19 protein-coding genes are annotated in these 20,175 nt (G+C 44.8%); 9 read left to right on the top strand and 10 right to left on the bottom strand.

All coding sequences use genetic code 11. From position 1 onward, the window contains the following. Positions 1–17 precede the first annotated feature (17 nt). The 3 genes from AB4484_RS25705 to AB4484_RS25715 all read left to right on the top strand — a co-directional run bounded on the left by AB4484_RS25705 (position 18) and on the right by AB4484_RS25715 (position 2,041). On the top strand, positions 18–1,007 hold the full coding sequence (locus AB4484_RS25705) for a rhodanese-related sulfurtransferase (protein WP_372080945.1): 990 nt from the start codon (positions 18–20) through the stop codon (positions 1,005–1,007). A 156-nt stretch (positions 1,008–1,163) separates the two neighbouring features. After that, positions 1,164–1,421, top strand: coding sequence for a YdcH family protein (locus tag AB4484_RS25710; protein WP_009846137.1), 258 nt, complete (start codon positions 1,164–1,166; stop codon positions 1,419–1,421). A gap of 98 nt (positions 1,422–1,519) precedes the next feature. Continuing rightward, positions 1,520–2,041, top strand: coding sequence for a GNAT family N-acetyltransferase (locus AB4484_RS25715; RefSeq protein ID WP_372080953.1), 522 nt, complete (start codon positions 1,520–1,522; stop codon positions 2,039–2,041). Here AB4484_RS25715 and manA read toward each other — a convergent pair. From manA to uhpT, 5 genes are all read right to left on the bottom strand, one after another. Further along, entirely contained in the window at positions 2,038–3,243 is a 1,206-nt protein-coding gene (manA, locus tag AB4484_RS25720) for a mannose-6-phosphate isomerase, class I (RefSeq protein WP_372080946.1), read from the bottom strand. The genes AB4484_RS25715 and manA overlap by 4 nt on opposite strands. A gap of 291 nt (positions 3,244–3,534) precedes the next feature. Then, a complete protein-coding gene (locus AB4484_RS25725; protein ID WP_372080947.1) occupies positions 3,535–4,875 on the bottom strand; it encodes an MFS transporter in 1,341 nt (446 codons plus the stop codon). Between the two features lie 8 nt (positions 4,876–4,883). Then, positions 4,884–6,380, bottom strand: coding sequence for a signal transduction histidine-protein kinase/phosphatase UhpB (gene uhpB, locus AB4484_RS25730; RefSeq protein ID WP_372080948.1), 1,497 nt, complete (start codon positions 6,378–6,380; stop codon positions 4,884–4,886). Then, positions 6,380–6,988 (bottom strand): transcriptional regulator UhpA, encoded by a 609-nt coding sequence (gene uhpA / locus AB4484_RS25735; RefSeq protein ID WP_333917611.1) that lies wholly within the window; start codon positions 6,986–6,988, stop codon positions 6,380–6,382. Before uhpA ends, uhpB begins: the two co-directional genes overlap by 1 nt. Before the next feature lie 147 nt (positions 6,989–7,135). Next, positions 7,136–8,530 carry a hexose-6-phosphate:phosphate antiporter gene (gene uhpT / locus AB4484_RS25740; RefSeq protein WP_048610001.1) on the bottom strand — a complete coding sequence of 465 codons (1,395 nt, stop codon included), beginning with the start codon at positions 8,528–8,530 and terminating at the stop codon, positions 7,136–7,138. 369 nt (positions 8,531–8,899) lie between these two features. On the opposite strand from uhpT, the gene AB4484_RS25745 reads away from it, so the two are divergent. Beyond that, positions 8,900–9,670 (top strand): hypothetical protein, encoded by a 771-nt coding sequence (locus tag AB4484_RS25745; RefSeq protein ID WP_372080949.1) that lies wholly within the window; start codon positions 8,900–8,902, stop codon positions 9,668–9,670. Positions 9,671–9,848: 178 nt separating this feature from the next. On the opposite strand, the gene AB4484_RS25750 is transcribed toward AB4484_RS25745, so the two are convergent. Then, positions 9,849–10,187, bottom strand: a complete 339-nt coding sequence (locus AB4484_RS25750; protein WP_048610005.1) for a DUF1840 domain-containing protein — start codon at positions 10,185–10,187, stop codon at positions 9,849–9,851. 302 nt (positions 10,188–10,489) lie between these two features. On the opposite strand from AB4484_RS25750, the gene AB4484_RS25755 reads away from it, so the two are divergent. Next, on the top strand, positions 10,490–11,680 hold the full coding sequence (locus AB4484_RS25755) for a GGDEF domain-containing protein (RefSeq protein ID WP_372080954.1): 1,191 nt from the start codon (positions 10,490–10,492) through the stop codon (positions 11,678–11,680). 25 nt (positions 11,681–11,705) lie between these two features. Here the strand turns inward: AB4484_RS25755 and AB4484_RS25760 are convergent, their stop codons facing one another. After that, entirely contained in the window at positions 11,706–11,990 is a 285-nt protein-coding gene (locus AB4484_RS25760; protein WP_061037706.1) for a hypothetical protein, read from the bottom strand. A 158-nt stretch (positions 11,991–12,148) separates the two neighbouring features. Here AB4484_RS25760 and AB4484_RS25765 point away from each other — a divergent pair, with 158 nt between their 5' ends. After that, the gene (locus AB4484_RS25765; protein ID WP_372080950.1) at positions 12,149–13,021 is read left to right on the top strand and encodes a pirin family protein; all 873 of its coding nucleotides are present in this window, start codon (positions 12,149–12,151) and stop codon (positions 13,019–13,021) included. 232 nt (positions 13,022–13,253) lie between these two features. Here AB4484_RS25765 and AB4484_RS25770 read toward each other — a convergent pair whose 3' ends face one another. Continuing rightward, positions 13,254–13,535 (bottom strand): pyrimidine/purine nucleoside phosphorylase, encoded by a 282-nt coding sequence (locus AB4484_RS25770; protein ID WP_017057600.1) that lies wholly within the window; start codon positions 13,533–13,535, stop codon positions 13,254–13,256. Positions 13,536–13,842: 307 nt separating this feature from the next. Between AB4484_RS25770 and AB4484_RS25775 the strand changes: the two genes are divergently transcribed. Both AB4484_RS25775 and AB4484_RS25780 read left to right on the top strand, forming a co-directional pair. Continuing rightward, positions 13,843–14,307: a DUF2850 domain-containing protein gene (locus AB4484_RS25775; protein ID WP_017065063.1), complete on the top strand. Its 465-nt coding sequence runs from the start codon at positions 13,843–13,845 to the stop codon at positions 14,305–14,307. A gap of 394 nt (positions 14,308–14,701) precedes the next feature. Then, positions 14,702–17,242 (top strand): glycosyl hydrolase family 18 protein, encoded by a 2,541-nt coding sequence (locus AB4484_RS25780; RefSeq protein WP_372080951.1) that lies wholly within the window; start codon positions 14,702–14,704, stop codon positions 17,240–17,242. Positions 17,243–17,374: 132 nt separating this feature from the next. On the opposite strand, the gene AB4484_RS25785 is transcribed toward AB4484_RS25780, so the two are convergent. Then, the gene (locus tag AB4484_RS25785) at positions 17,375–18,223 is read right to left on the bottom strand and encodes an alpha/beta hydrolase (RefSeq protein WP_048610017.1); all 849 of its coding nucleotides are present in this window, start codon (positions 18,221–18,223) and stop codon (positions 17,375–17,377) included. A 242-nt stretch (positions 18,224–18,465) separates the two neighbouring features. Beyond that, positions 18,466–19,059 carry a TetR/AcrR family transcriptional regulator gene (locus tag AB4484_RS25790; RefSeq protein WP_050632571.1) on the bottom strand — a complete coding sequence of 198 codons (594 nt, stop codon included), beginning with the start codon at positions 19,057–19,059 and terminating at the stop codon, positions 18,466–18,468. A 161-nt stretch (positions 19,060–19,220) separates the two neighbouring features. On the opposite strand from AB4484_RS25790, the gene AB4484_RS25795 reads away from it, so the two are divergent. Then, a partial coding sequence (locus tag AB4484_RS25795) for an AEC family transporter (protein ID WP_372080952.1) occupies positions 19,221–20,175 on the top strand: 955 nt, incomplete at its 3' end.

The raw sequence follows: 20,175 nt of genomic DNA on the forward strand, positions 1-20,175 counted from the left end.
CGCAGAAAGGAAAAACCATGTCTCAATATGTTGTATGTGCTCTGTATAAATTCGTAGCACTTGATGATTACCAAGAAATTCGCCAGCCACTAACCGACGTGTTAGAAGCCAACCAAATCCGCGGTACTTTGTTACTTGCGAGTGAAGGCATCAACGGTACCGTTGCAGGTAAGCGCGAATCGATCGACGCCCTTCTTCAATGGTTCAAACAAGATTCTCGCTTGGCTGATGTTGTTTACAAAGAGTCGTTCAACGAAGAACAACCATTCAACCGCACCAAGGTTAAGCTCAAGAAAGAGATCGTAACCATGGGTGTTGAGGGCATCGACCCTCGCCACGTTGTCGGCACTTACGTTAAACCAAACGAATGGAACGCTCTGATTTCTGATCCAGATGTGATTCTGGTTGATACTCGTAACGACTACGAAGTGGACATCGGCACCTTCAAAAATGCTGTGAACCCAAACACAGAAACCTTCCGTGAATTCCCTCAATACGTTGAAGACAACCTTGATCCTAAGAAACACAAGAAAGTCGCGATGTTCTGTACTGGCGGTATTCGTTGTGAAAAATCAACAGCCTACATGAAAGAGCAAGGCTTTGATGAGGTTTACCACCTTGAAGGCGGCATTCTTAAGTACCTAGAAGAAGTACCAGAAGAAGAGAGCATGTGGGAAGGCGACTGCTACGTATTTGACGGTCGTGTTGCCGTTAACCACCAGCTAGAAAAGAGTGGCTACGATGTATGTAACGCGTGTCGTCTACCAATCACAGAAGAAGACAAAGCCTCTGAGCATTTCGAGAAAGGCGTAAGCTGCCCTAAGTGTATTGATAAGCACAGCGACGAGCAGAAAGCCCGTTTCCGTGAACGTGAAAAGCAAGTTCAACTGTCGAATGCTCGTGGCGAAACTCACGTAGGTGGCGAAGCTGCCCACCTTATCGAGCAACGTAAAAAAGAGAAGCTTGCACACAAAGAGCAGCAGCGCTCTGGCAAAAAAACTCAGTAGTATTTGATCCTACTAAAATAACAAAGGGCATTAACGCATCCAAACTGGAACGTTAATGCCCTTTTTTGATCCTGCTCGCGCTTTGTGTTTAGGAACACATTTATCTTCAAGAATAGGCTCTATACTGAAGTTAATTAGACAAGTGAGGAAGTGCCAATGCTCAATGAAAACCATGCCTTTATCTTAGATTTCCCAGATCTTAAATTAGACATTGTTCAGCTCAACCACGACGACGAAAAATTCAAAGCAGATATGCAGAAGTACCACCAACTCGACTACGACATCCGTCAGCTAGAAATCTCTGGCAGCCCTATCGATGACGACAGCATGCACAACCTCAAAGTAGAACGCATGGAGCTCAAAGACTCGCTACACAAACAGCTCACACGCCATCACGCGCTTAAGATCGTATAGAAAAATCAGTCCAAAACTCTATTTTAAGCCATGCACTACGCATGGCTTTTTGGTTTTATAACATCGTAAAATCAAAAGCTAATTCGTCCTCTTCAATTATGTTACTGTTTGCTTATTCTAAGGCGTTTGATAAGGAAGCAAGCAAAGTGGCAATAAAAGAAGAGAACATACAACTCCAGCTTGTTTCAAACTCTGAGTTCGAAGAACTGTTTGCGAGTGTTAAACAAGGTCTTTTCATACACGTAGATAGCGTTTTTGGGTGGGATGATGACTTTCAACGTCAACGTCTAATCAATGATTATCATCCTTCTTGGTTTCATTGGATATATCGCGAAGATGAGAGAGTAGGACTCGCCTGCTTTAAGCCTTATGACAACGCATACCATATTCATCTGCTGATCATTTTCCCTCAATACCAAGGTCTTTCGCTGGGTAAGCAAGTCATGGCTCTCATACATAAGAGAACCATGGAAGAGCAACGAAGCCAAGTGACTCTGTCGAGCTTTAGAAGTAACACTCGCGCCATTAGCTTTTATCAATCACTGGGCTATCACATTGTTGATGATAGTGATGTTTACTTCGTAGGGATGGGGCTCGATCTAGGCCACAAGCTCCCCTAATTAAACGCCCTAGCCACTCGCCCATTACTGCTCAATTCGTAATGACCAATATAGGCAGGGATAAATACCGATTGCCCTTTGGTGAGTGTTAGGTGTTCACCTTTCTGGCTCATTAGCGTTAAATCATCATCGATTGCCATTAAGATTTCAGCACCACTTGTGATGACTTCTTCTTGCTTTGGGCCATGAAAGATATTGAAATCAAAGTCACTAACCGGGATATCATAGCGATCACATTGACCCAGTTTTGAGGGTGCCAATAACAAGCGATCAAACGGAATTGGCGTAAACTCTGTACACGCGACTAACTCAGGGACATCAATGTGTTTTGGCGTTAAACCAGCGCGCAACACGTTGTCTGAATTAGCCATAATCTCAAGCCCGGTTCCCTTAATGTAAGCATGTGGAGTGTTTGCGTTCAAATACATCGCTTCACCTGGCTTCAGTGTGATCAGGTTCAGCAGTAGAACACAAAATAGTCCGATATCGTTCGGGTACTGGTGGCTAAGCTCAGTAACCAAAGCAAACTCAGCTTGGTCTTGATGAGACGCTGCGTAAGTCAGAAGTTGCTCTAATGCTCGGTGTTTACGTTGGTCATCTAGAGTTAACAGATCACGAAAAAACGCTTCTAAGCCTAGAGAATCAAGGTGGTTGCCAAACTCTTCAACCAAATTAGCCAACTCGCTCGAATCCAACTTTCTGAACAACCCTAATATTTCATTGAATTCTCGAAAGCCATTCATCGCTTGATATTCGGTGATCGCGTAAACCAATTCAGGTTTGTGGTTAGAGTCTTTGTAATTACGATGCCCTGCAGCCAGAGGGATTCCTGCTTGCTCTTCTCTTGCAAAGCCAACCTCTGCTTGCTGCTTGTTTGGGTGAACCTGAACAGATAGCGCTTTTTCTGCTGCCAAGATCTTAAACAAGAAAGGCAGTTCACCGAACTCCTGCGCAATATCGCTTGATAGATAAGCGGGTTTATTCTTGTTAATCAGCTCAGATAGAGACACTAAATGTTGGTCCAGCTTGACCATTGAGCAGCCCTTCGGATGCGCTCCCATCCAAACTTCCGCTTGCGGCTCTTGTGACTCATTCTTAAAGCCAAACAGTTCACGTATCGAAGAAATGCTCCCCCATGCATAATTTTGGATGGTGTTTTCCATTGGGAAAAATGAGTGTTCTGAGAAGTGGCTGAGTGACATGACAATTTCCGTAGTGAGCCCTTTGAACACAATTCAGAGAGCTGATTTCTAATAACGTAAATAATTAGAAAGACTACAGAGAGCAGCTAGAACCCACATGAGATGAGGTCTTAGACGCAATAGGAAAAATTCTTAGAAACAGGTGAGAACGATGAAAAGCGTGAAAAAAGTCACATTTGAGTATCACGTATAGAAAGCGCCGAAAATAAGATAGCGGCTTGTATCGCACTGGATACAGCAGCGATACAAGCATCTGAATACAAACACTAGTGACTATCTTGTTATCGATCCTTAAAAAACAGAGCGAACCTCTGCACTTTTCTGAGGTGATTGAGCTTGTAAAAAAGGCAGTAACAGCAAGCCAATAACGGCCGCACAAGTAGAGATGGTAATGAAGAACCCACTCCAACCGTAAGTTTCTAGAACGAGCGCTAATGGGTAACCAGAAAGTGCTGCTCCCATATAAGCAAACAAGCCAACAAAACCTGTCGCCGCCCCGGCAGAGTCTTTATGTGAACATTCAGCCGCCGCCATGCCAATAAGCATTTGAGGGCCAAAAACAAAAAAGCCTACACAAAACAGCCCAGCGGCTTGAAACACAAAGTTGGTTAAAGGCATAAGCCATAAAGCCGAAACCGAAAGGAAGATGCCAATTGCAAACAGGATGTTCATCGGGCCACGGTTACCACCAAACAGCCTATCCGATCCCCATCCGGCCACAAGTGAGCCAACAAAGCCACCTATCTCAAACAGAGACAACGCAGCGTTGGCGTTTATCAAACTGTAATCGTGTTCTTCGGTGAGGTATAAATTGCCCCAGTCGTTAACTGCCGTTCTTACGATGTAAACCAACACATAGCTAAAGGCGAGCAACCAAATGTACTTATTGCTGAACACATAGGTTTTCAGTATTTCTCGATAGCTTAACCCTTGTCCATGGCTCTCTTGCGCTAATTCTAGGTGATCATTGCGCCACTTCCCTACAGTCGGAAGTCCCATGGTGGTGGGCTTGTCACGTAAGCGCCAGCAGACAATAAGACCGATAAAAACACCAATCACACCCGGCCAGATAAACCCAGCTCGCCAACTGAATTGCAGCGTCAGATAACCCACAAGAATAGGGATAAGCGCCCCGCCAACGTTGTGTGCTGTATTCCAGATTGCCCAGCGAAAGCCTCTTTCGGAGCGAGAATACCAAGTCGTCAATAACTTGGAACACGATGGCCAGCCCCAACCTTGGAACCATGCATTCAGTACCCACAGCGAGATAAAAGCCGCTAACGAACTCGAAAAGCCAAACGCGATGTTTATCAGACCAGTCGCGATTAGGCCAAGCCCCATGAAGTAACGCGGGTTCGACCGATCCGATATCGTGCCTGATATAAATTTCGATAAGCCATAAGAAAGATAAAAGAGCGTGCCAATTAAGCCGATATCGCCTTTGTCCAAACCAAGATCGGTGATCATGGCTGGCGCGGCATAATTAAAGGTTTTACGAGTGAAGTAAAAACCTGCATAGCCGACATACATTCCTATCATGATGTGAAGGCGCCAATAGCGATAACTCTGGTTGACCTCATCATCAGCTAGAGCATCACTCTTCGACGTTGTTGAGCGCAGAAATCCAAACATATTCGTTCTCACACTTTGGGTAATGTAACGCTGATATTGGTACCCGAAGACGAGCCATTAGCGTTGATTGTCATCTTGCCGCCGAGCGCCTGAACACGCTCTTGCATACCGCGAACACCCATTCCTTTGAGAAGATCTTGCGCTGTAAAACCAATGCCATTATCTGATATCTGAAGATAAGCCTGGTCACCTAAAAGCAGTTCAATTCTGATTTCGCTCGCGTTGGCGTATTTAGAGGCATTGTTTAGAGATTCTTGGCACAGCCTGAAGATAGTGACCTTAAGCGTGTCACTCAAACACGAGTAATCACCTTGCCAATTTAACTGAATATCAACGCCGAGATCCGAAAACTCCATCTCTCGAATAAGCTGTTCCACGGAATCTTTTAGGTCAAGATCGTCCAACATCTTAGGTCTTAGTTTTGTAAGTAGACGTTTGGTGGTGTCATAAACATTCAAAGACAATGACTCAATGGTACCCGCACAACGAGCGCTCATTTCAGCGGCATCGACGCGTTTAATGATGCTTGCCTGAGTACGAATTGCCGTGATGTTTTGGCCGATCTCATCATGCAACTCACGCGCAATATCACGACGAACCGACTCTTCAGCCGTCACTAACTGACGTGAAAGGTTTTGATTCCTAGAGAGTTCACTGCGTAATTTCGAGTTGAGGTCTTTCTGCTTTTGAACCGCTAAACCAAGCAGTATACCTGTGATGGTTTGAGCAGATAGAGACAAGAGTAAGTCGGTAATTTCGAGTTTGGATGTTCCGCTGTGGGCTGCAATCAACGCGACACTATTTAACATTGTTGCAAGCAAAGCGCCTTGCCATCCGTAACGAACAGCGAGCAAGATAATAGGGATCGCCATACAGAATGGGGCGAAGCGCCTTAGTTCATCAGGCAAACTGGTTTGTATCAAAATACTGGCCACCAACAAGACGCTATATAAAGCGATGTGCCGGATTTTAAACTCTACAACATTATGGATTAAGTAAGAGCTCAGTGGCGCCCACTTATTTTGGAATAGATAGTTCCAGACCAGATAACACATAGGCACCAGCATCAGTCCACCCGTGATACTCGCTAACCACACCATGTAAACGGCTGGTACATGAGAACCCACCACAGCAACGTTAATTGATGCGGTGACCATGATTAAGCTTGCCATCACTAACAAATGACGATTCTGATCACCAGAATAATAACGCTTGGCAATTAGCGTGGCAGGAATACTCAGTCCACTGGCGATGAGTATCGTCAGCCATTGAGGCTCATCAAGCAGTAAAGCTAAAGCGATCGCAAGCCCCCACTCTGCGATATAGATAGCAGGCCAATAGTGAGTGCGAGTGTGCAGCGTCATTCCCAATCGAAGTGAAAATGGGAAAAGCAGAATGGCTAACTCAGGGTCATTAATGAAATAGAAGGCAATAACCCACAAACAGAACCATGCACAGCCAGCCATAAAAATCCCACACAGGGAGGTGGCTAGGTAAGAACGCATTAGTACTGGTCTTGTGTAAACAATTTAGCTAACTCGACGTTATTCTTAACATTGAGTTTGTCCATCGCATTGGCACGGTGTACATGCACCGTTTTATGGCTAACCCCTAGCTCTACGGCAATAGATTTTACATCGAGCCCTGTTGCCAATAGCTGACACACTTCGCTTTCTCTGCGGGTGAGCTGATTTAAAGAGGCTTTATTCTTCATGGGCGTCGCAAGCTTTATAGCGATATCGGGCGTGAGATAACAGCCACCATTTGCGCTCGTGTGTACGGCTTGGATTAACTCATCAGGGCTACAGCGCTTGCTGAGATAACCTTTAGCTCCTAACTCTAATGACTTCTCAACCATCGCCGGAGAGTCATGAACGCTCAACATGATGCTGGCAATGCCCGATGGAATCTCTTCCAATAAGCTCAGGCCACTTTCGTCCTGCATTGAGATATCCAAGATCACGATATCAGGGTGACAGCTTGGCAATCCTAGGCGCGCTTCTGCCGCAGAGTTGAATTCACCCACGACCGTAATATCAGCTTCAAGACTGAGTAATTGAGCAAAGCCAGATCGAACAATGACGTGGTCATCAACAAGCGCAACATTAATCATGATATTAACCAGAATTAAGAGTAAGAAAGAAAAATAGCCCCAACAGGAGCTATCTAAAATTAAGTTTATTGATAGAGATGATACTGAATCGAACTAACGATTGGTATGATCTCACGTGCTTTAAACCAATAAAGCACGTGAGACTCGCTACGCGTTTTGAGACGCTAAGTGCATTTTCTTAGCGTGGCGAATCTTCTTCTCTTCCGCAACCGCAACGAATAGCAGTAACACGATACAAATGGCAGCTGATGTATCAAGCGCTGCGAACGTGCCTTTCCAACCCGTTAAGCCAAAAATAGGCGTGCCGTCTGCAATCATACCTAGGCCAAGTTTGGCAAAGCTGTCACCAATTAAGTAAGCAAATGTGCCTTTCACACCATCTGCAACACTGATTGCTTTCTTAGGCACGAAACCTACTGCAGCAACACCAATCAGCAACTGAGGACCAAACACAAGGAAACCAAGCACAAACAGTGATGCTAAGTACATGAACTCACTTGTTGCATGTTGATAGAACTCTAGAGAAACGATGATAAGGCCAAGCGACACACAAGCAACCAAAGCACGGCGCCCGTTCGCAAGGTCAGATAGATAACCCCACATTAACGTACCGACTAGTGCACCAACCTCAAACAGAGTGAAGCCTGAAATCGCAGTTTCCTTTGATAGACCTAGCTCTTGATACGCATAAACGGTAGACCATTGATCGATACCGATACGAACAATGTATAAGAAGATATTCGCGAAGCAGAGCAACCAGATCACTTTGTTTTTCAGGATGTATTCAACAAAGATCTCTTTCTTAGTCATTTGATTTTCTTCAGCAGCCGTATCTTCTTCGCTGACTTCTTCATCAAACAACTCTTCAACCGTACCTAGACCATAGGCTTCTGGAGAGTCATTACCAAAGCGCATACCAATAAAGCCAACCACAATCGCAATGATTGATGGGAACACGAACATACCGATCACGTTGCCATCAAATAGGTAGTTAGCGCCGAACAGAGCAACACCAGCGGCACCTGCGCCACCTACGTTGTGCGACATATTCCAAAGGCCTAAATAAGAACCACGCTTGTTACGAGGCGTCCATTTAGTGATGGTCGAGTAGCTTGAGGGACCGCCGGTACTTTGGAAGAAACCACTCAACGCATAGAAGGCAACCATCAGGAATAAGCTAGCACTACCGCCGCCCATACTGAAGCTAAAGCCCAACATGGCAATACCAGAAAGAACAAGCATGAATGGTAGGAACTGCTTAGTGTTTTTACCATCGGCATAATAGGAAACGACGGTTTTACCAATTCCGTAAGTGATAGAGAAACCCAGACCGATAAGACCTAGATCCGTCATCGATAACCCATAAGTAGAAATCATGTCGTTTTGCGCGACATTGAAGTTCTTACGGACCAAATACATGGTTAGATAACCAATGAACACGACTAGGTAAGATTGTAGGAATGGTTTAAACCACATTTTTCTTCTAGTTTCGACCGGAAGATCCAGCGTCGGTTTTCGAACCTGATCTAGGAACTTTAACATTGTGAACTCTCTTATTATTTATGAGGTCTGCACGGCATAATTGCGACCATGCATTGTTTGTTATTTGACAGGGAAATAATAAGGAGTCTAAAAATCGACCGCATGAGAGAGGGTCTTAGAATAACTAGGAAAAATTCTTAGTTCAGAATTGGGAGTCAAGAAAGCGTGAACAGCATCACTTTGTTTACGGTCTGTTATGTATTGATATTACGATAACAAAAGTCTCTCATTTCAAGGCGGACGAACCTTGTAAACGAACAGAAACAAGTGAAACACTTCGCAACAAACAAAGCATTATTCATAATGGTTGCCTGACATTGCATTGATAAAGTTTGAATCCTTTTATAAACACATTTTTAGGTTCCAACTATGAATTCAATGGTCAAATCATCACTTGCGATTGCTATTAGCCTTCCACTACTTACTGGGTGTGTGACACCTGGTGAAGATGATCCCAATGCGAGCACCAAACAGGGCGCTGTCGGTGGCGCACTGTTAGGACTCACGATAGGTGCATTAACAGGTGATGCAGAGCTAGCAATGAAAAGTGCCGTTGTCGGCGGAGTAGCCGGCGGGGTTGCAGGTGCAGGTAACGACATTAGAAGTAATCGAGACAACATTCGTCACGATAGCCGTAACGAAGCCATTGCGCATACCAACGTGAACGCAGCAACAGCAACAGAGACGAAGCAACAAAATTGGGAAGAACTCAATAATTTCATTGGCGAATGGGATGTCACTATCCACAATCACGTTAACACTCTGGATACTATCTCGGACTTAGAGTCGACAGGAAAACTGAACAGTATTAGTCAAGCGGAGGTGAGCGTAGCTAATTCACAAGGAGTCAACCTAACGGCTCAGTACTCTTACGATGAAGCTCAAGGCTACCAAATGGATGTCACCAACCAAGCTACCCAGGTGAACGTCAACTTTGCTGGCGAGCCTCAATCTCAAAATAATCGTTACAATTTTTATCCAACTAACATCCAAGATGTAATCTATGAGGGTGTAAATAGTGCTGATGTTCGCATTGAATTGGGAATGCTCAATAGCCAGCTTTGGATCTTAGAAAGCTACGCTTACCTAGATGGTAGTGAAAAGAAAATACAATCGATTCGATTTAACAAAGCCAGCTAGCTTTTCGTTATGAGCGGTTCGTTATTAATTATTAGTTATTAACTTCTAAATCGCAGATCAAATAAAACACCAGTATCGGTTCATCACCATCAAACTCCATGGTGTGTCCGATACTGGTTCAACATTCATTCTTATTAAAATAGATTCAATAGGCTTGTTACGTTTCACGCGAATCGTACTACAGTCGTTTACCGCTGCCGTCTTCCCACATCACTTCGCATTCATCCTTGATGGCTGCTTTTAATAATTCAACCAGTGGGAACGCTCGGCTACCGATATTAACAGGTGCTTCAACCACCTCTTCTTCATTGTCGTCATCAGTATTTTCTTGCTCTACGGGCTTGCTCTGCTCTGCTGCAATCGCAGCGCGTAGATTATCCAGAGCTTGAGGAACCTCTGAAGCATCCATAGCACCTGGGATGGAGCCGCTATGCCCAAGCATCTTGATGAACTGAAGGCCAACTTCACCAAACATCGTGACACTAGCATGAGCTTTACAACTAAAGGTAATTAACATAATGAGCCCTTCTTAATTTTGGTCGTTTACAAACTATGTGGAGTAACTCACTGGAAAGCAAGTGGATAATATTCAAATCGCTCCAAGCACCTCGCTCGTCATCAGAAAACTCTGCACCTTCAGCGACACACATCAACAATTATTATGAGTCATATCGATTTAATATGAAATCTTGATAGCAGTCACACTAAAAAGACGACTAACACTCCGCAATGACTATTATTTAATCTATTATTAACATCATCATCAAAAACTTTGGCACAGATCACATGAAAAGGCTCGTCGGCAGGCACCTAGAAGAAATGGCGGACATACGCTCCACCCGCAAGCAAAAAATTGTCCACTCCTTTTCACTGACTGCCGCTGCGTTATTTATTTTCTATACTTGGGCTTATTTCCAAGGCGAGCATTACACGTTGTCAATGTTCGAATTGTGTTTCGCCATCATTGCCATCTCTAACGCTTTATATGTAAGAAAAGTCATCAATCCTGAGTATTCCGAATTGATTCTGAGTGGTGTTCTTCTAGTTCAGGGCGTCATCCTATTCTTGTACAGTCACGCCATCCCCGATCGCATACTTTGGCTCTACCCAATTCTGGCCGCGGTCATTTTCATTAATGATTTCAGAATTGGCATTATCTTCAGCACCTCGTTTTGCCTGTTCATCAGCACCTTGATCACAGCAATGCCTAGCAACTTTTCTTTACCATTTAACAGCACACACAGATTTGTCCTTAGCTTATTTACCATGAGCTTGGTGTGCCATACATCCGCCTATTACTACACAAAAGCCGTCAGTTATATTCAACGCCTGTATAAAGAAGGCATTGAAGATCTCGCCTACAGAGATCAGCTAACCGGCTTGGCAAACCGTTGGAGCTTTGAACGCTGGGCGACAGAAAAACTAGCCACAGTCGATAGTGAGCGGTCACTTACGGCATTGGTCTTTTTGGATATAGATGACTTTAAAGGCATTAACGACAGCTACGGGCACGATGTGGGAGACAGTGTCTTACAGCATTTTGCCAATCGCTTGAGCAACAATATTCGAACCAGAGACAGAAAAAGCCATGAATACGATTATTCCATCGCGCGCTTTGCTGGAGACGAGTTTGTTCTGATGCTCTACGATGTACCAACTCGTAAAGCTCTAGACGGCATTCTAGATAGGATCTGCGGGCTGTTCGAAAGCGGCTGCCAAACAAACGAGAGAATCAAGGAATTGACGTTAAGTGTTGGGGTTGCTTTATACCCGCAAGATGCACAAGAATTACATGAGCTGACGAGATGTGCTGATAAAGCGATGTATGTTGCCAAGCATTCAGGAAAAAACCGTTACGCTTATTATCACGACAACCCAGTATCGACCTTGATAGAAGAACTACCAACGAGTCTTGTTAGCTCAGTACCGGATTCATCTGAACTGGAAGATTGCTTTGAAGCGAAGATCGAAGGGAACAATGTTACGCTATTAAAAACGCGCCAACGCTAGCCATTCCAATAACTGAGTGGCGCTGCTAACCTGCAAAGTACATAAGCCAAAGGCTCACTAACCCGATCATAATAATCCATATGACTTGACGTGTTCGGTTTGGGTTATTCCCTTTAGGTCGCCTCACCACGGTTTTAAAAGCGGCTTGCTTAGCTGACTCAATAAACGGCGCTTCTATCTCACGTTTTTTCACGCGGCGTTTAACGGCGCTGTTTGCAACCTCTGTAAAACGCTGACTTTGCTCCGTTGTAAAGTCGTTATCAAAACCCATCCGACCATGCCTTTCGCCATGTTTTTGCTGAACTGCCATAGCGGCCTCCTTGGCGGTCTACTCTCTATTCAAGTATAGACATAATTTCATATTGTGACCTGTTCAAGATTTTCGAATAAGTCACTCAACGTTGTGCCATCTTCTTTTTAAATCAAATTACATAAACTACAGCTATTCAAGTTTACGAGGGTTTCAAAATGACGAATGTAAGAGCAGTAGATCATGTGATTGCAGCACATGCCACCTCAGATGGTGATAGCGTCAAAATCCAACGACTCGCAGGTTTTAATAACGCACGTTTCTCTCCATTTTTAATGATTGATGAACTTAAGTCGGATGAAAGCAAAGACTATGTGGGCGGCTTTCCTCCACATCCTCACCGTGGGATAGAAACGCTCACTTACATGCTCCAAGGTCACTTCCAACACAAAGACCATATGGGGAATGTTGGAGAGCTACGCAGCGGTGGCGCTCAATGGATGGCCGCAGGCCGTGGTGTCATTCACAGCGAAATGCCAATGATGGAAGAAGGTGCGCTGCATGGTTTTCAGATTTGGATAAACCAACCTGCGACACACAAAATGCAACCAGCGCAGTATCACGATTTTCAAAGTGAAAGCATCGCGGAACATCAAAGTGAACAAAGTGGCTTGTTAAGAGTGATTGCTGGAGAGTTTGAATTGCACAACCAAACTGACGATGATTCAGAGGCTTTACGAGCGCAGGGTCCATTACAGAAAACAGGTGTGCCATTAAGCGTTGCGGATTGGCGCTCTCATTCTGGGCAAAAAGTCACGTTAGGGACTAATGTTAATCACAATGCCATGACTTACGTGTACAAGGGTAGTATTAAAATCGGCGACAAAGTGATCAACCAAGGTCAACTTGCCCTGCTCACCAAAGCTGACTTGCTGTCTTTGGGTAGCTTGGAAGATTCAGGGGTACTGATTTTTTCTGGTGAACCGATTAATGAACCTGTTGTGCACTATGGTCCGTTTGTCATGAACTCGATGGAAGAGATTGAACAGACAATTCAAGACTACAACAACGGTGTGTTTGAGACTTACTGATGTCTTGGCTTTGAGCTTTGAGCTTTGAGCTTTGAAGATTGAAGATTGAAGATTGAAGATTGAAGAGATTTTGCAACGAACAACGATTTGGTCATCCATTTGATGACTACAAAAACAAGTGACACTATCCACTGCCGGTTACTATCACTTATTTAACCACGCTCCTAGAGCGTGGTTTTTTTCTATTCAATCAGAGGCAAATGATGCCCTGATTGAACAAATTTAGACCTGATTACAAGTACTCACACAGGTAAGCCGTCGCTTCTTTTACCTGTAGGTCGAATGATGAATCACCCGCAACGTCAAAAGACTCACCAGATTGGTATGTCGTCCAGTCATCATCGCCAACACGCTTTACAATCAAAGCACCTTTAACAACGGTCATCTTTTCTGGAGCCGCAGTACCAAAAGTGTACTCACCAGCCGCCATTACACCAACACTCACATCAGCACCAGACTGGTTAAACGCTAACGACTTAACGCCACCTTCAAAGTATGTGTTTTCTTTAATCATTGTACTTCCTTGTTATCTTCAAATTGCAATTATTGAGCTCACCGAGTAAGCCTATGCGTAAATTTAGGTGATAATTGTTTTAACCAATTCGAGACTTTCCTACAAGAAATAAATACGCATAGCTTAAGCATTTCTGGAATTCGCTTTCATTGATAACGTAAATAATGAGGAGCAAGGCTAAAAATCACTAACGCAACCAAATTTATTAGAACATTCGATCCTGCTTCTAACTCTTAGAACAATTTTTGCAAACTAAGGTTTTAGTTAATAGAATCTAAAACAATATCAGTCGAAAAATGAAGAGATAATGGCAAAAAAGCCGACTAAAAGCAGAGATCTATTTGCCAACTCGTTACTCTACGGCTTCCTATTAGCTGGCTTTATGGTTGCCCTCACCGCCGGCTATTTTGCTTACCAAGCCCACCAGCAATCTGTCAGCCCAAGCAACGTCTATGGCACATGGATAGAGATTGCGGCGCCACCTTACAACACCGATATCCTGACACTTTCAGAAAACGGTGTGATGATGAATCATCGTCTTATCACTACCTCATTCGATTTTGACGGTAAGATCGTCACGATCAACACTGGCTCTGGAACCACTGTTTACACCATCAGTGGTACTTACGATTCGCCTCGCTTGAAGCGACTAGAGCCAAGCGTACCGTCTCAGCAATTTATTAAAGAAGGCTACGAAGATACTGCGACTGGTGATACCCATAGTGTCATGCAGCAACGACGCGCTTCCTTAGCTGAGCAATTCAAAAGATAACTCTCTTATCCATATTGCCAGAAGCATTCGTCTTCAAGACTACTCATCGTTCGACCTCGCTCAACATACTTCATTTTGTGATTCTGCTTCAATCCACAGTATTTTCTTATAGTTTGTCGCACCTTTTCATAACTTCATGTCGTGAATTTTCACTTGTGAGATTTTCCTACTGAAGGATGTTTTATTTTATAAAACATGGACTCAGCCTCTCATTCATTAAGCAACAGAATTGTAACAAGATACAATTTTTTAGCTGTCCATCGAAAACGGATTTATTTTCAGTTATGAAATTAAAACTCTCTCGAATACTGACTGGGAAGCTCCTTCAAAACTGATTGGAGCCGTTTATGGGGCCAATTGGTTCTCGTAATCTTCAAGGAATGAGAGAAATAGTATGATTCGTATAAATACCTGTGCTGCAAGCATTGCTCTAGCGCTATCTGGTACAGCATTAGCTGCTCCAACAGCACCTAGCATCGACATGTACGGTTCCAACAACCTGCAATTTTCTAAAATTGAACTCGCGATGGAAACCACCTCTGGCTACAACCAGATGGTGAAATATCACGACCAAGCGAAGGTCGACGTTAAGTTCAACCAATGGAGCGGAACGTCAGGAAACACGTACAACATCTACTTTGATGGCGTTAAAGTGGCCACCGGCCCAATTACTGGCAGCCAAACCACAGCTTCTTTCGAATACGGCCAAGGCGGCTTATTTGAGATGGAAATCGAAGCGTGTGATGAAACAGGTTGTAGCAAGAGCGCACCTGCTCAAATCACGATCGCTGATACCGATGGCTCACACTTAGCGCCACTTGCGATGAATGTGGATCCAAACAACAAGTCATACAACACAGATCCAAATACGGTAGTCGGTACTTACTTTGTGGAGTGGGGTATTTACGGCCGTGATTACACCGTTGATAACCTACCCGCTGACAACTTGACCCATATCCTTTATGGCTTCATCCCAATTTGTGGTCCGAACGAATCAGTTAAATCAGTAGGCGGTAACAGCTACAACGCACTCATGACAGCTTGTCAGGGTGTTAACGATTACGAAGTGGTGATACATGACCCTTGGGCGGCTTTCCAGAAAAGCTTCCCTCAAGCGGGACACGAATACAGCTCACCGATCAAGGGTAACTACGCAATGATGATGGCGCTCAAACAGCGTAATCCTGATTTGAAGATCATCCCATCTATTGGTGGCTGGACGCTGTCTGACCCGTTCTTTGATTTCACAACCAAAGCCAACCGTGACACCTTCGTTGCGTCTGTTAAGAAATTCCTCAACACATGGAAATTCTACGACGGTGTGGATATCGATTGGGAATTCCCTGGTGGAGGCGGTGCGGCACCAGACCTTGGTGATCCTGTAAATGACGGCCCAGCTTACATTGCATTGATGGCAGAACTTCGCGTGATGCTGGATGAGCTAGAAGCGGAAAACGGCCGTACTTACGAGCTAACTTCTGCGATTGGTGTTGGTCACGATAAAATTGAAGACGTGGACTACGGCGATGCTATCCAATACATGGATTACATCTTCGCAATGACTTACGACTTCTACGGCGGTTGGAACAACGTGTTAGGTCATCAAACAGCGCTCAACTGCGGTAACTTCATGCGCCCTGGTCAATGTGATGGCACAGGCCTTGATGAAAATGGCGAACAATACACAGGCCCAGCTTACACCACGGACAACGGCATCCAATTACTACTTGAGCAAGGCGTTCCTGCGAACAAACTTGTTGTTGGTACAGCGATGTACGGTCGTGGTTGGGAAGGCGTATTACCATCATCACTTTCAGATCCTAGCGACCCTATGACAGGGGTGGGTAATGGCAAACTGAAAGGTAGCTCTGCGCAAGGCGTATGGGAAGATGGCGTTATTGATTACAAAGGCATTAAAGCAAACATGCTTGGCGCGAATAACCAAGGCATCAACGGCTTCGAATATGGCTACGACGAAATGGCAGAAGCGCCTTACGTTTGGAACCGCACTTCAGGCCAGCTAATCACATTTGATGATGACCGCTCGGTAAAAGCAAAAGGCGCGTACGTTCGTAGCCTTGGTCTTGCGGGTCTATTCTCTTGGGAAATTGATGCAGACAACGGCGACATTCTGAATGCGATGCATGAAGGCCTAGCGGGCGGTACAACAGATCCTGTCAACCGCAAACCAACGGCAGCTGCAGGCGCAGACCAATCGGTTGAAGGCCCAGCTTCTGTTTCTCTAGATGGCAGCGCTTCAAAAGACAGCGACGGTACAATCGCGAGCTACGCTTGGTCACAAGTAAGTGGTTCGGCAGTAACGCTGGCGAACGCTAATGCCGCTGTTGCAAGCTTCGATGTGATTGAAGTCGCTCAACAAGAAGTACTCACGTTCAGCCTAACGGTAACTGATAACGAAGGTGCTACTGCAACTGACACCGTTGTTGTAACCGTAACGCCTAAGGACACGGGCCCAGTCAATACAGCACCAGTTGCTGTGGTTATGGCTCCGGCTGAAGTGAATGCGGGTGATGTAGTCGTGGTTGATGCTTCGGCTTCAAGCGATGCTGACCAAGACACATTAACCTTCACATGGGATGTACCTGCTGGTATCGATGCAATGGTTCAAGGTTCTTCAGTGAGCTTTGTCGCGGCGGAATACACGCAAGATACAACGCTGAACTTCTCTGTAACGGTCAGCGATGGCACAGAGACATCGGTAGCAGCTACTTCAGTGAAAGTTGTTAAGAAAACCACAGGCGGCGGTACGTGTACTAACGCTTGGGATTCAGGCGCGGTTTACACGGGCGGTGACCAAGTAACTCAAGGCGGTAAGGTTTGGGAAGCGAAATGGTGGACAACCGGTGAAGATCCAACAACAACAGGCCAATGGGGCGTGTGGAAAGAGATAGGCCCAGCAAGCTGTGCTAACTAAAAATAGGGTTTAGCTAAACGCGAACTAAGCGTCGACTAAACACCTAAAAGCAAGGCCAACCAGATAATGTCTGGTTGGCCTTTTTAGTGTTTGTTTTCTTAGCTGGCGTTCTAATTGCTTGATTCGTTAAAGTTAACCAATCAAGTTATCAAAACTCTCGAATACTTGTGGGCACTTCATTACTCGCCCGTGGCCCTGCCCTTGAGTCGCAATCAAGGTAACGCGACCCATTTCATTAGCCGCACGCTGAGACACATCAAACTTAGTAAACTTGTCTTGCTCATCATGAACGATGATCGTCTGAGACTCACGAAGCGCTAGCTTTCCATAGGGATCAACAGACTGAATTGGGTAGTTAAACTGCTCTTCTACTTCTCCGACTACCGCTTCAAACAGTTTCATTGAGTAACCTGAACGCGCGACGCTGCCAAAGAGGTTTTCTAGATAATCCAGTACAGGTGCAATCAGCAATAGTGGCTTGTTTTCCAATTTAACGTGCTTACATTCCAACGCAGAAGCCGTACCCATGCTGTGACCGACCAAACCAGCTACCTCACCTACCGAATCGAGAATCGCTTCCAAACCATTTACAAACGCAGGAATATGACCATGTACACCATCGCTGCCACCATGAGCAGGATGATCGTAAGCCAGAGCCGTAAAACCTTTGGCGGCGATGTGTTCCATCAAAGGGAAGAACTGACTCGCGGTGCCAGACCAACCATGAGTCAGCACCCAAACAGGCCCCGTACCTAAAGAATAGGTTTTTAAAACGCCATCACGACCTTCAATTTCACTCTTGATAAGCCCTTGGGGATCAGCATTTTTTTGCTCGGTACGCATTGGAGTGAGCAGCAGCTTACGTGCCGTTTTCTTCGCATGGCTCGGCGCTAAGATGTAATGCAGATTGGTTGTTGCGCCAATTAAGCTGCGCTTGAAGCTGAATTTGTTCGATGTATTAAAGTAGATTTTGTCACTCATGACCGTTCCTTGTATCGCCATCATCATTGGCGGATCGAGCTCGGCCCTAAAAAATCGAACGACCGTGCTATTTGTTGGTATAAAAAATGGCGATAGCGCTTTTTATGACTGCTTGCCGCCACTTCTCTTAAAGTCTTTTGCAAACCGTAGTTACGCAAAGTCACATGCTTTACGAGTTCAATAGTTTGCGAGCTAAGAAGCTTGCGAACTCTATGGTTTCCCGAACCAAGTGGCTTGGCGAGTTAAACCACTTTCCAGCTAGCGATTAAGCGCTCTACACCACTCCAAAAATGGGTATGGCTCGCTTGTTGGCCACGTAACGAGTAGAACAAGTTCGCACTCAAATAGAGACCGTATAACTCAAAGGTTGCCTGTTTAGGATCTAAATCGGCTCTGAACTGTTTGCTCTCAACCGCTTTTGCTACCTGAATCGTCAAGTAATCAATCCACACTGAAATGGTTTTCTGCAGTGCTTTCTGAATCACAGACGTTTCACTGCCCGCATCTTTCCATGCATCAATAAACATGCAACTGCCTTGGAATGAATGGTTCCAGCCCAGCCAATTGTCGAGCAGCTGTTTCAATTTCGCTTCAATATCACCATCTCCCAGCTCTCTTGCGGGAATGATGACTCTTTCGGTGAATATGGCGTTGGAATACTCGAGTACAGAGAGTTGCAGGTTTTCTTTAGAGTTGAAGTGTGCAAACAAGCCACTCTTAGACATGCCACATTGCTTGGCTAACTCGCCAATCGTCAAACTCTCAAGCCCATTCTCACTTGCAAGCGCGAATGCATGGCTCAAAATATACTCTTTGGTTATCTTTCCCTTACTCATTATTCACCAATAATAAATCTGATACATTATTTTTAGCACGTTCGTTCTTTTTTTCAAGATTTTTTACTTAACCCTAGGTATTCATTTTGTCTTATCAAAGAATTGTGGAAAAATGCGACAGTATTCAAAGGAAATTGAAATCGACTAACAAAGGAAAAACAATGAACACACTTTGGGAACAGTTTGCGTTTTCGGCGTCGGTAACAGGCCCTATCTGTTTAATGCTGTTTCTTGGTGTGATGCTCAAGCGAATCGGCTTAATCAATGACAATTTCATTGATGTCGCATCTAAGGTCGTCTTTCAAGTCACCCTGCCCGCAATGCTATTTCTGAGTATTGTTCAATCGAATCACAACTTTTCAGCCAGTAGCGCGTTAGTTGCCTTTTGCGTCATCGCTAACTTTATCTTTTTCTTGTTCACGATTTTCTCGACCAAGTTAGTATTTAAAGGTTCGAAAGATCAAGGTGTGATTGTCCAAGGTGGATTTCGCGCCAATACCGCGATCATCGGCCTCGCCTATGTGGCTAATATCTATGGCAACCAAGGCGTGGCATTGGCGGCTATCTATGTCGCATCCCTAACCGTGCTGTATAACATTCAAGCCGTAATTGCACTGACACCCAAAGGCGAAGACACTGGCGCGAAAGCGATTAAAGTAATCGCCAAGTCGATTACCAAAAACCCATTGATCATCGCTATTTTCTTAGCGGTCGTCTTCTATGCGCTTTCTATTCCTATCCCCAAAATGGTCACTGACGCTGGTCAATACTTTGCCAACATGACGTTGCCTTTAGCACTGCTTTGTACCGGTGGGTCGCTAGACATCAGCTCACTCAAACAAGAAAAATTGTCGACGTGGTTCGCCTCTAGCTACAAGTTAATTGCCTCACCGTTACTGATTACACTGGCGGCTGGGTACTTAGGATTTGAAGGGCTCGATCTCGGGCTTATCTTCTTGATGAGCGCGGCACCAACGGCAGCGGCAAGCTACGTTATGGCTCGTGCGATGGGAGGAAACTCAACACTGGCGGCTAACATCATCGCGCTTACTACTGTTGTTTCTCTTATCACTTGTACTCTCGGTATTTTTGTACTTACTATACCCGTGATCATTG

It is taken from the genome of Vibrio sp. 10N.261.46.A3 (genome assembly GCF_041472995.1).
Taxonomy (GTDB): domain Bacteria; phylum Pseudomonadota; class Gammaproteobacteria; order Enterobacterales; family Vibrionaceae; genus Vibrio; species Vibrio coralliirubri.

Bases quoted from the DNA above. Each gene is read 5' to 3' on its own strand.
- AB4484_RS25705 (WP_372080945.1), top strand. From the start codon at position 18: ATGTCTCAATATGTTGTATGTGCTCTGTATAAATTCGTAGCACTTGAT.
- AB4484_RS25710 (WP_009846137.1), top strand. From the start codon at position 1,164: ATGCTCAATGAAAACCATGCCTTTATCTTAGATTTCCCAGATCTTAAA.
- AB4484_RS25715 (WP_372080953.1), top strand. From the start codon at position 1,520: ATGTTACTGTTTGCTTATTCTAAGGCGTTTGATAAGGAAGCAAGCAAA.
- manA (WP_372080946.1), bottom strand. From the start codon at position 3,243: ATGTCACTCAGCCACTTCTCAGAACACTCATTTTTCCCAATGGAAAAC.
- AB4484_RS25725 (WP_372080947.1), bottom strand. From the start codon at position 4,875: ATGTTTGGATTTCTGCGCTCAACAACGTCGAAGAGTGATGCTCTAGCT.
- uhpB (WP_372080948.1), bottom strand. From the start codon at position 6,380: ATGCGTTCTTACCTAGCCACCTCCCTGTGTGGGATTTTTATGGCTGGC.
- uhpA (WP_333917611.1), bottom strand. From the start codon at position 6,988: ATGATTAATGTTGCGCTTGTTGATGACCACGTCATTGTTCGATCTGGC.
- uhpT (WP_048610001.1), bottom strand. From the start codon at position 8,530: ATGTTAAAGTTCCTAGATCAGGTTCGAAAACCGACGCTGGATCTTCCG.
- AB4484_RS25745 (WP_372080949.1), top strand. From the start codon at position 8,900: ATGAATTCAATGGTCAAATCATCACTTGCGATTGCTATTAGCCTTCCA.
- AB4484_RS25750 (WP_048610005.1), bottom strand. From the start codon at position 10,187: ATGTTAATTACCTTTAGTTGTAAAGCTCATGCTAGTGTCACGATGTTT.
- AB4484_RS25755 (WP_372080954.1), top strand. From the start codon at position 10,490: ATGGCGGACATACGCTCCACCCGCAAGCAAAAAATTGTCCACTCCTTT.
- AB4484_RS25760 (WP_061037706.1), bottom strand. From the start codon at position 11,990: ATGGCAGTTCAGCAAAAACATGGCGAAAGGCATGGTCGGATGGGTTTT.
- AB4484_RS25765 (WP_372080950.1), top strand. From the start codon at position 12,149: ATGACGAATGTAAGAGCAGTAGATCATGTGATTGCAGCACATGCCACC.
- AB4484_RS25770 (WP_017057600.1), bottom strand. From the start codon at position 13,535: ATGATTAAAGAAAACACATACTTTGAAGGTGGCGTTAAGTCGTTAGCG.
- AB4484_RS25775 (WP_017065063.1), top strand. From the start codon at position 13,843: ATGGCAAAAAAGCCGACTAAAAGCAGAGATCTATTTGCCAACTCGTTA.
- AB4484_RS25780 (WP_372080951.1), top strand. From the start codon at position 14,702: ATGATTCGTATAAATACCTGTGCTGCAAGCATTGCTCTAGCGCTATCT.
- AB4484_RS25785 (WP_048610017.1), bottom strand. From the start codon at position 18,223: ATGAGTGACAAAATCTACTTTAATACATCGAACAAATTCAGCTTCAAG.
- AB4484_RS25790 (WP_050632571.1), bottom strand. From the start codon at position 19,059: ATGAGTAAGGGAAAGATAACCAAAGAGTATATTTTGAGCCATGCATTC.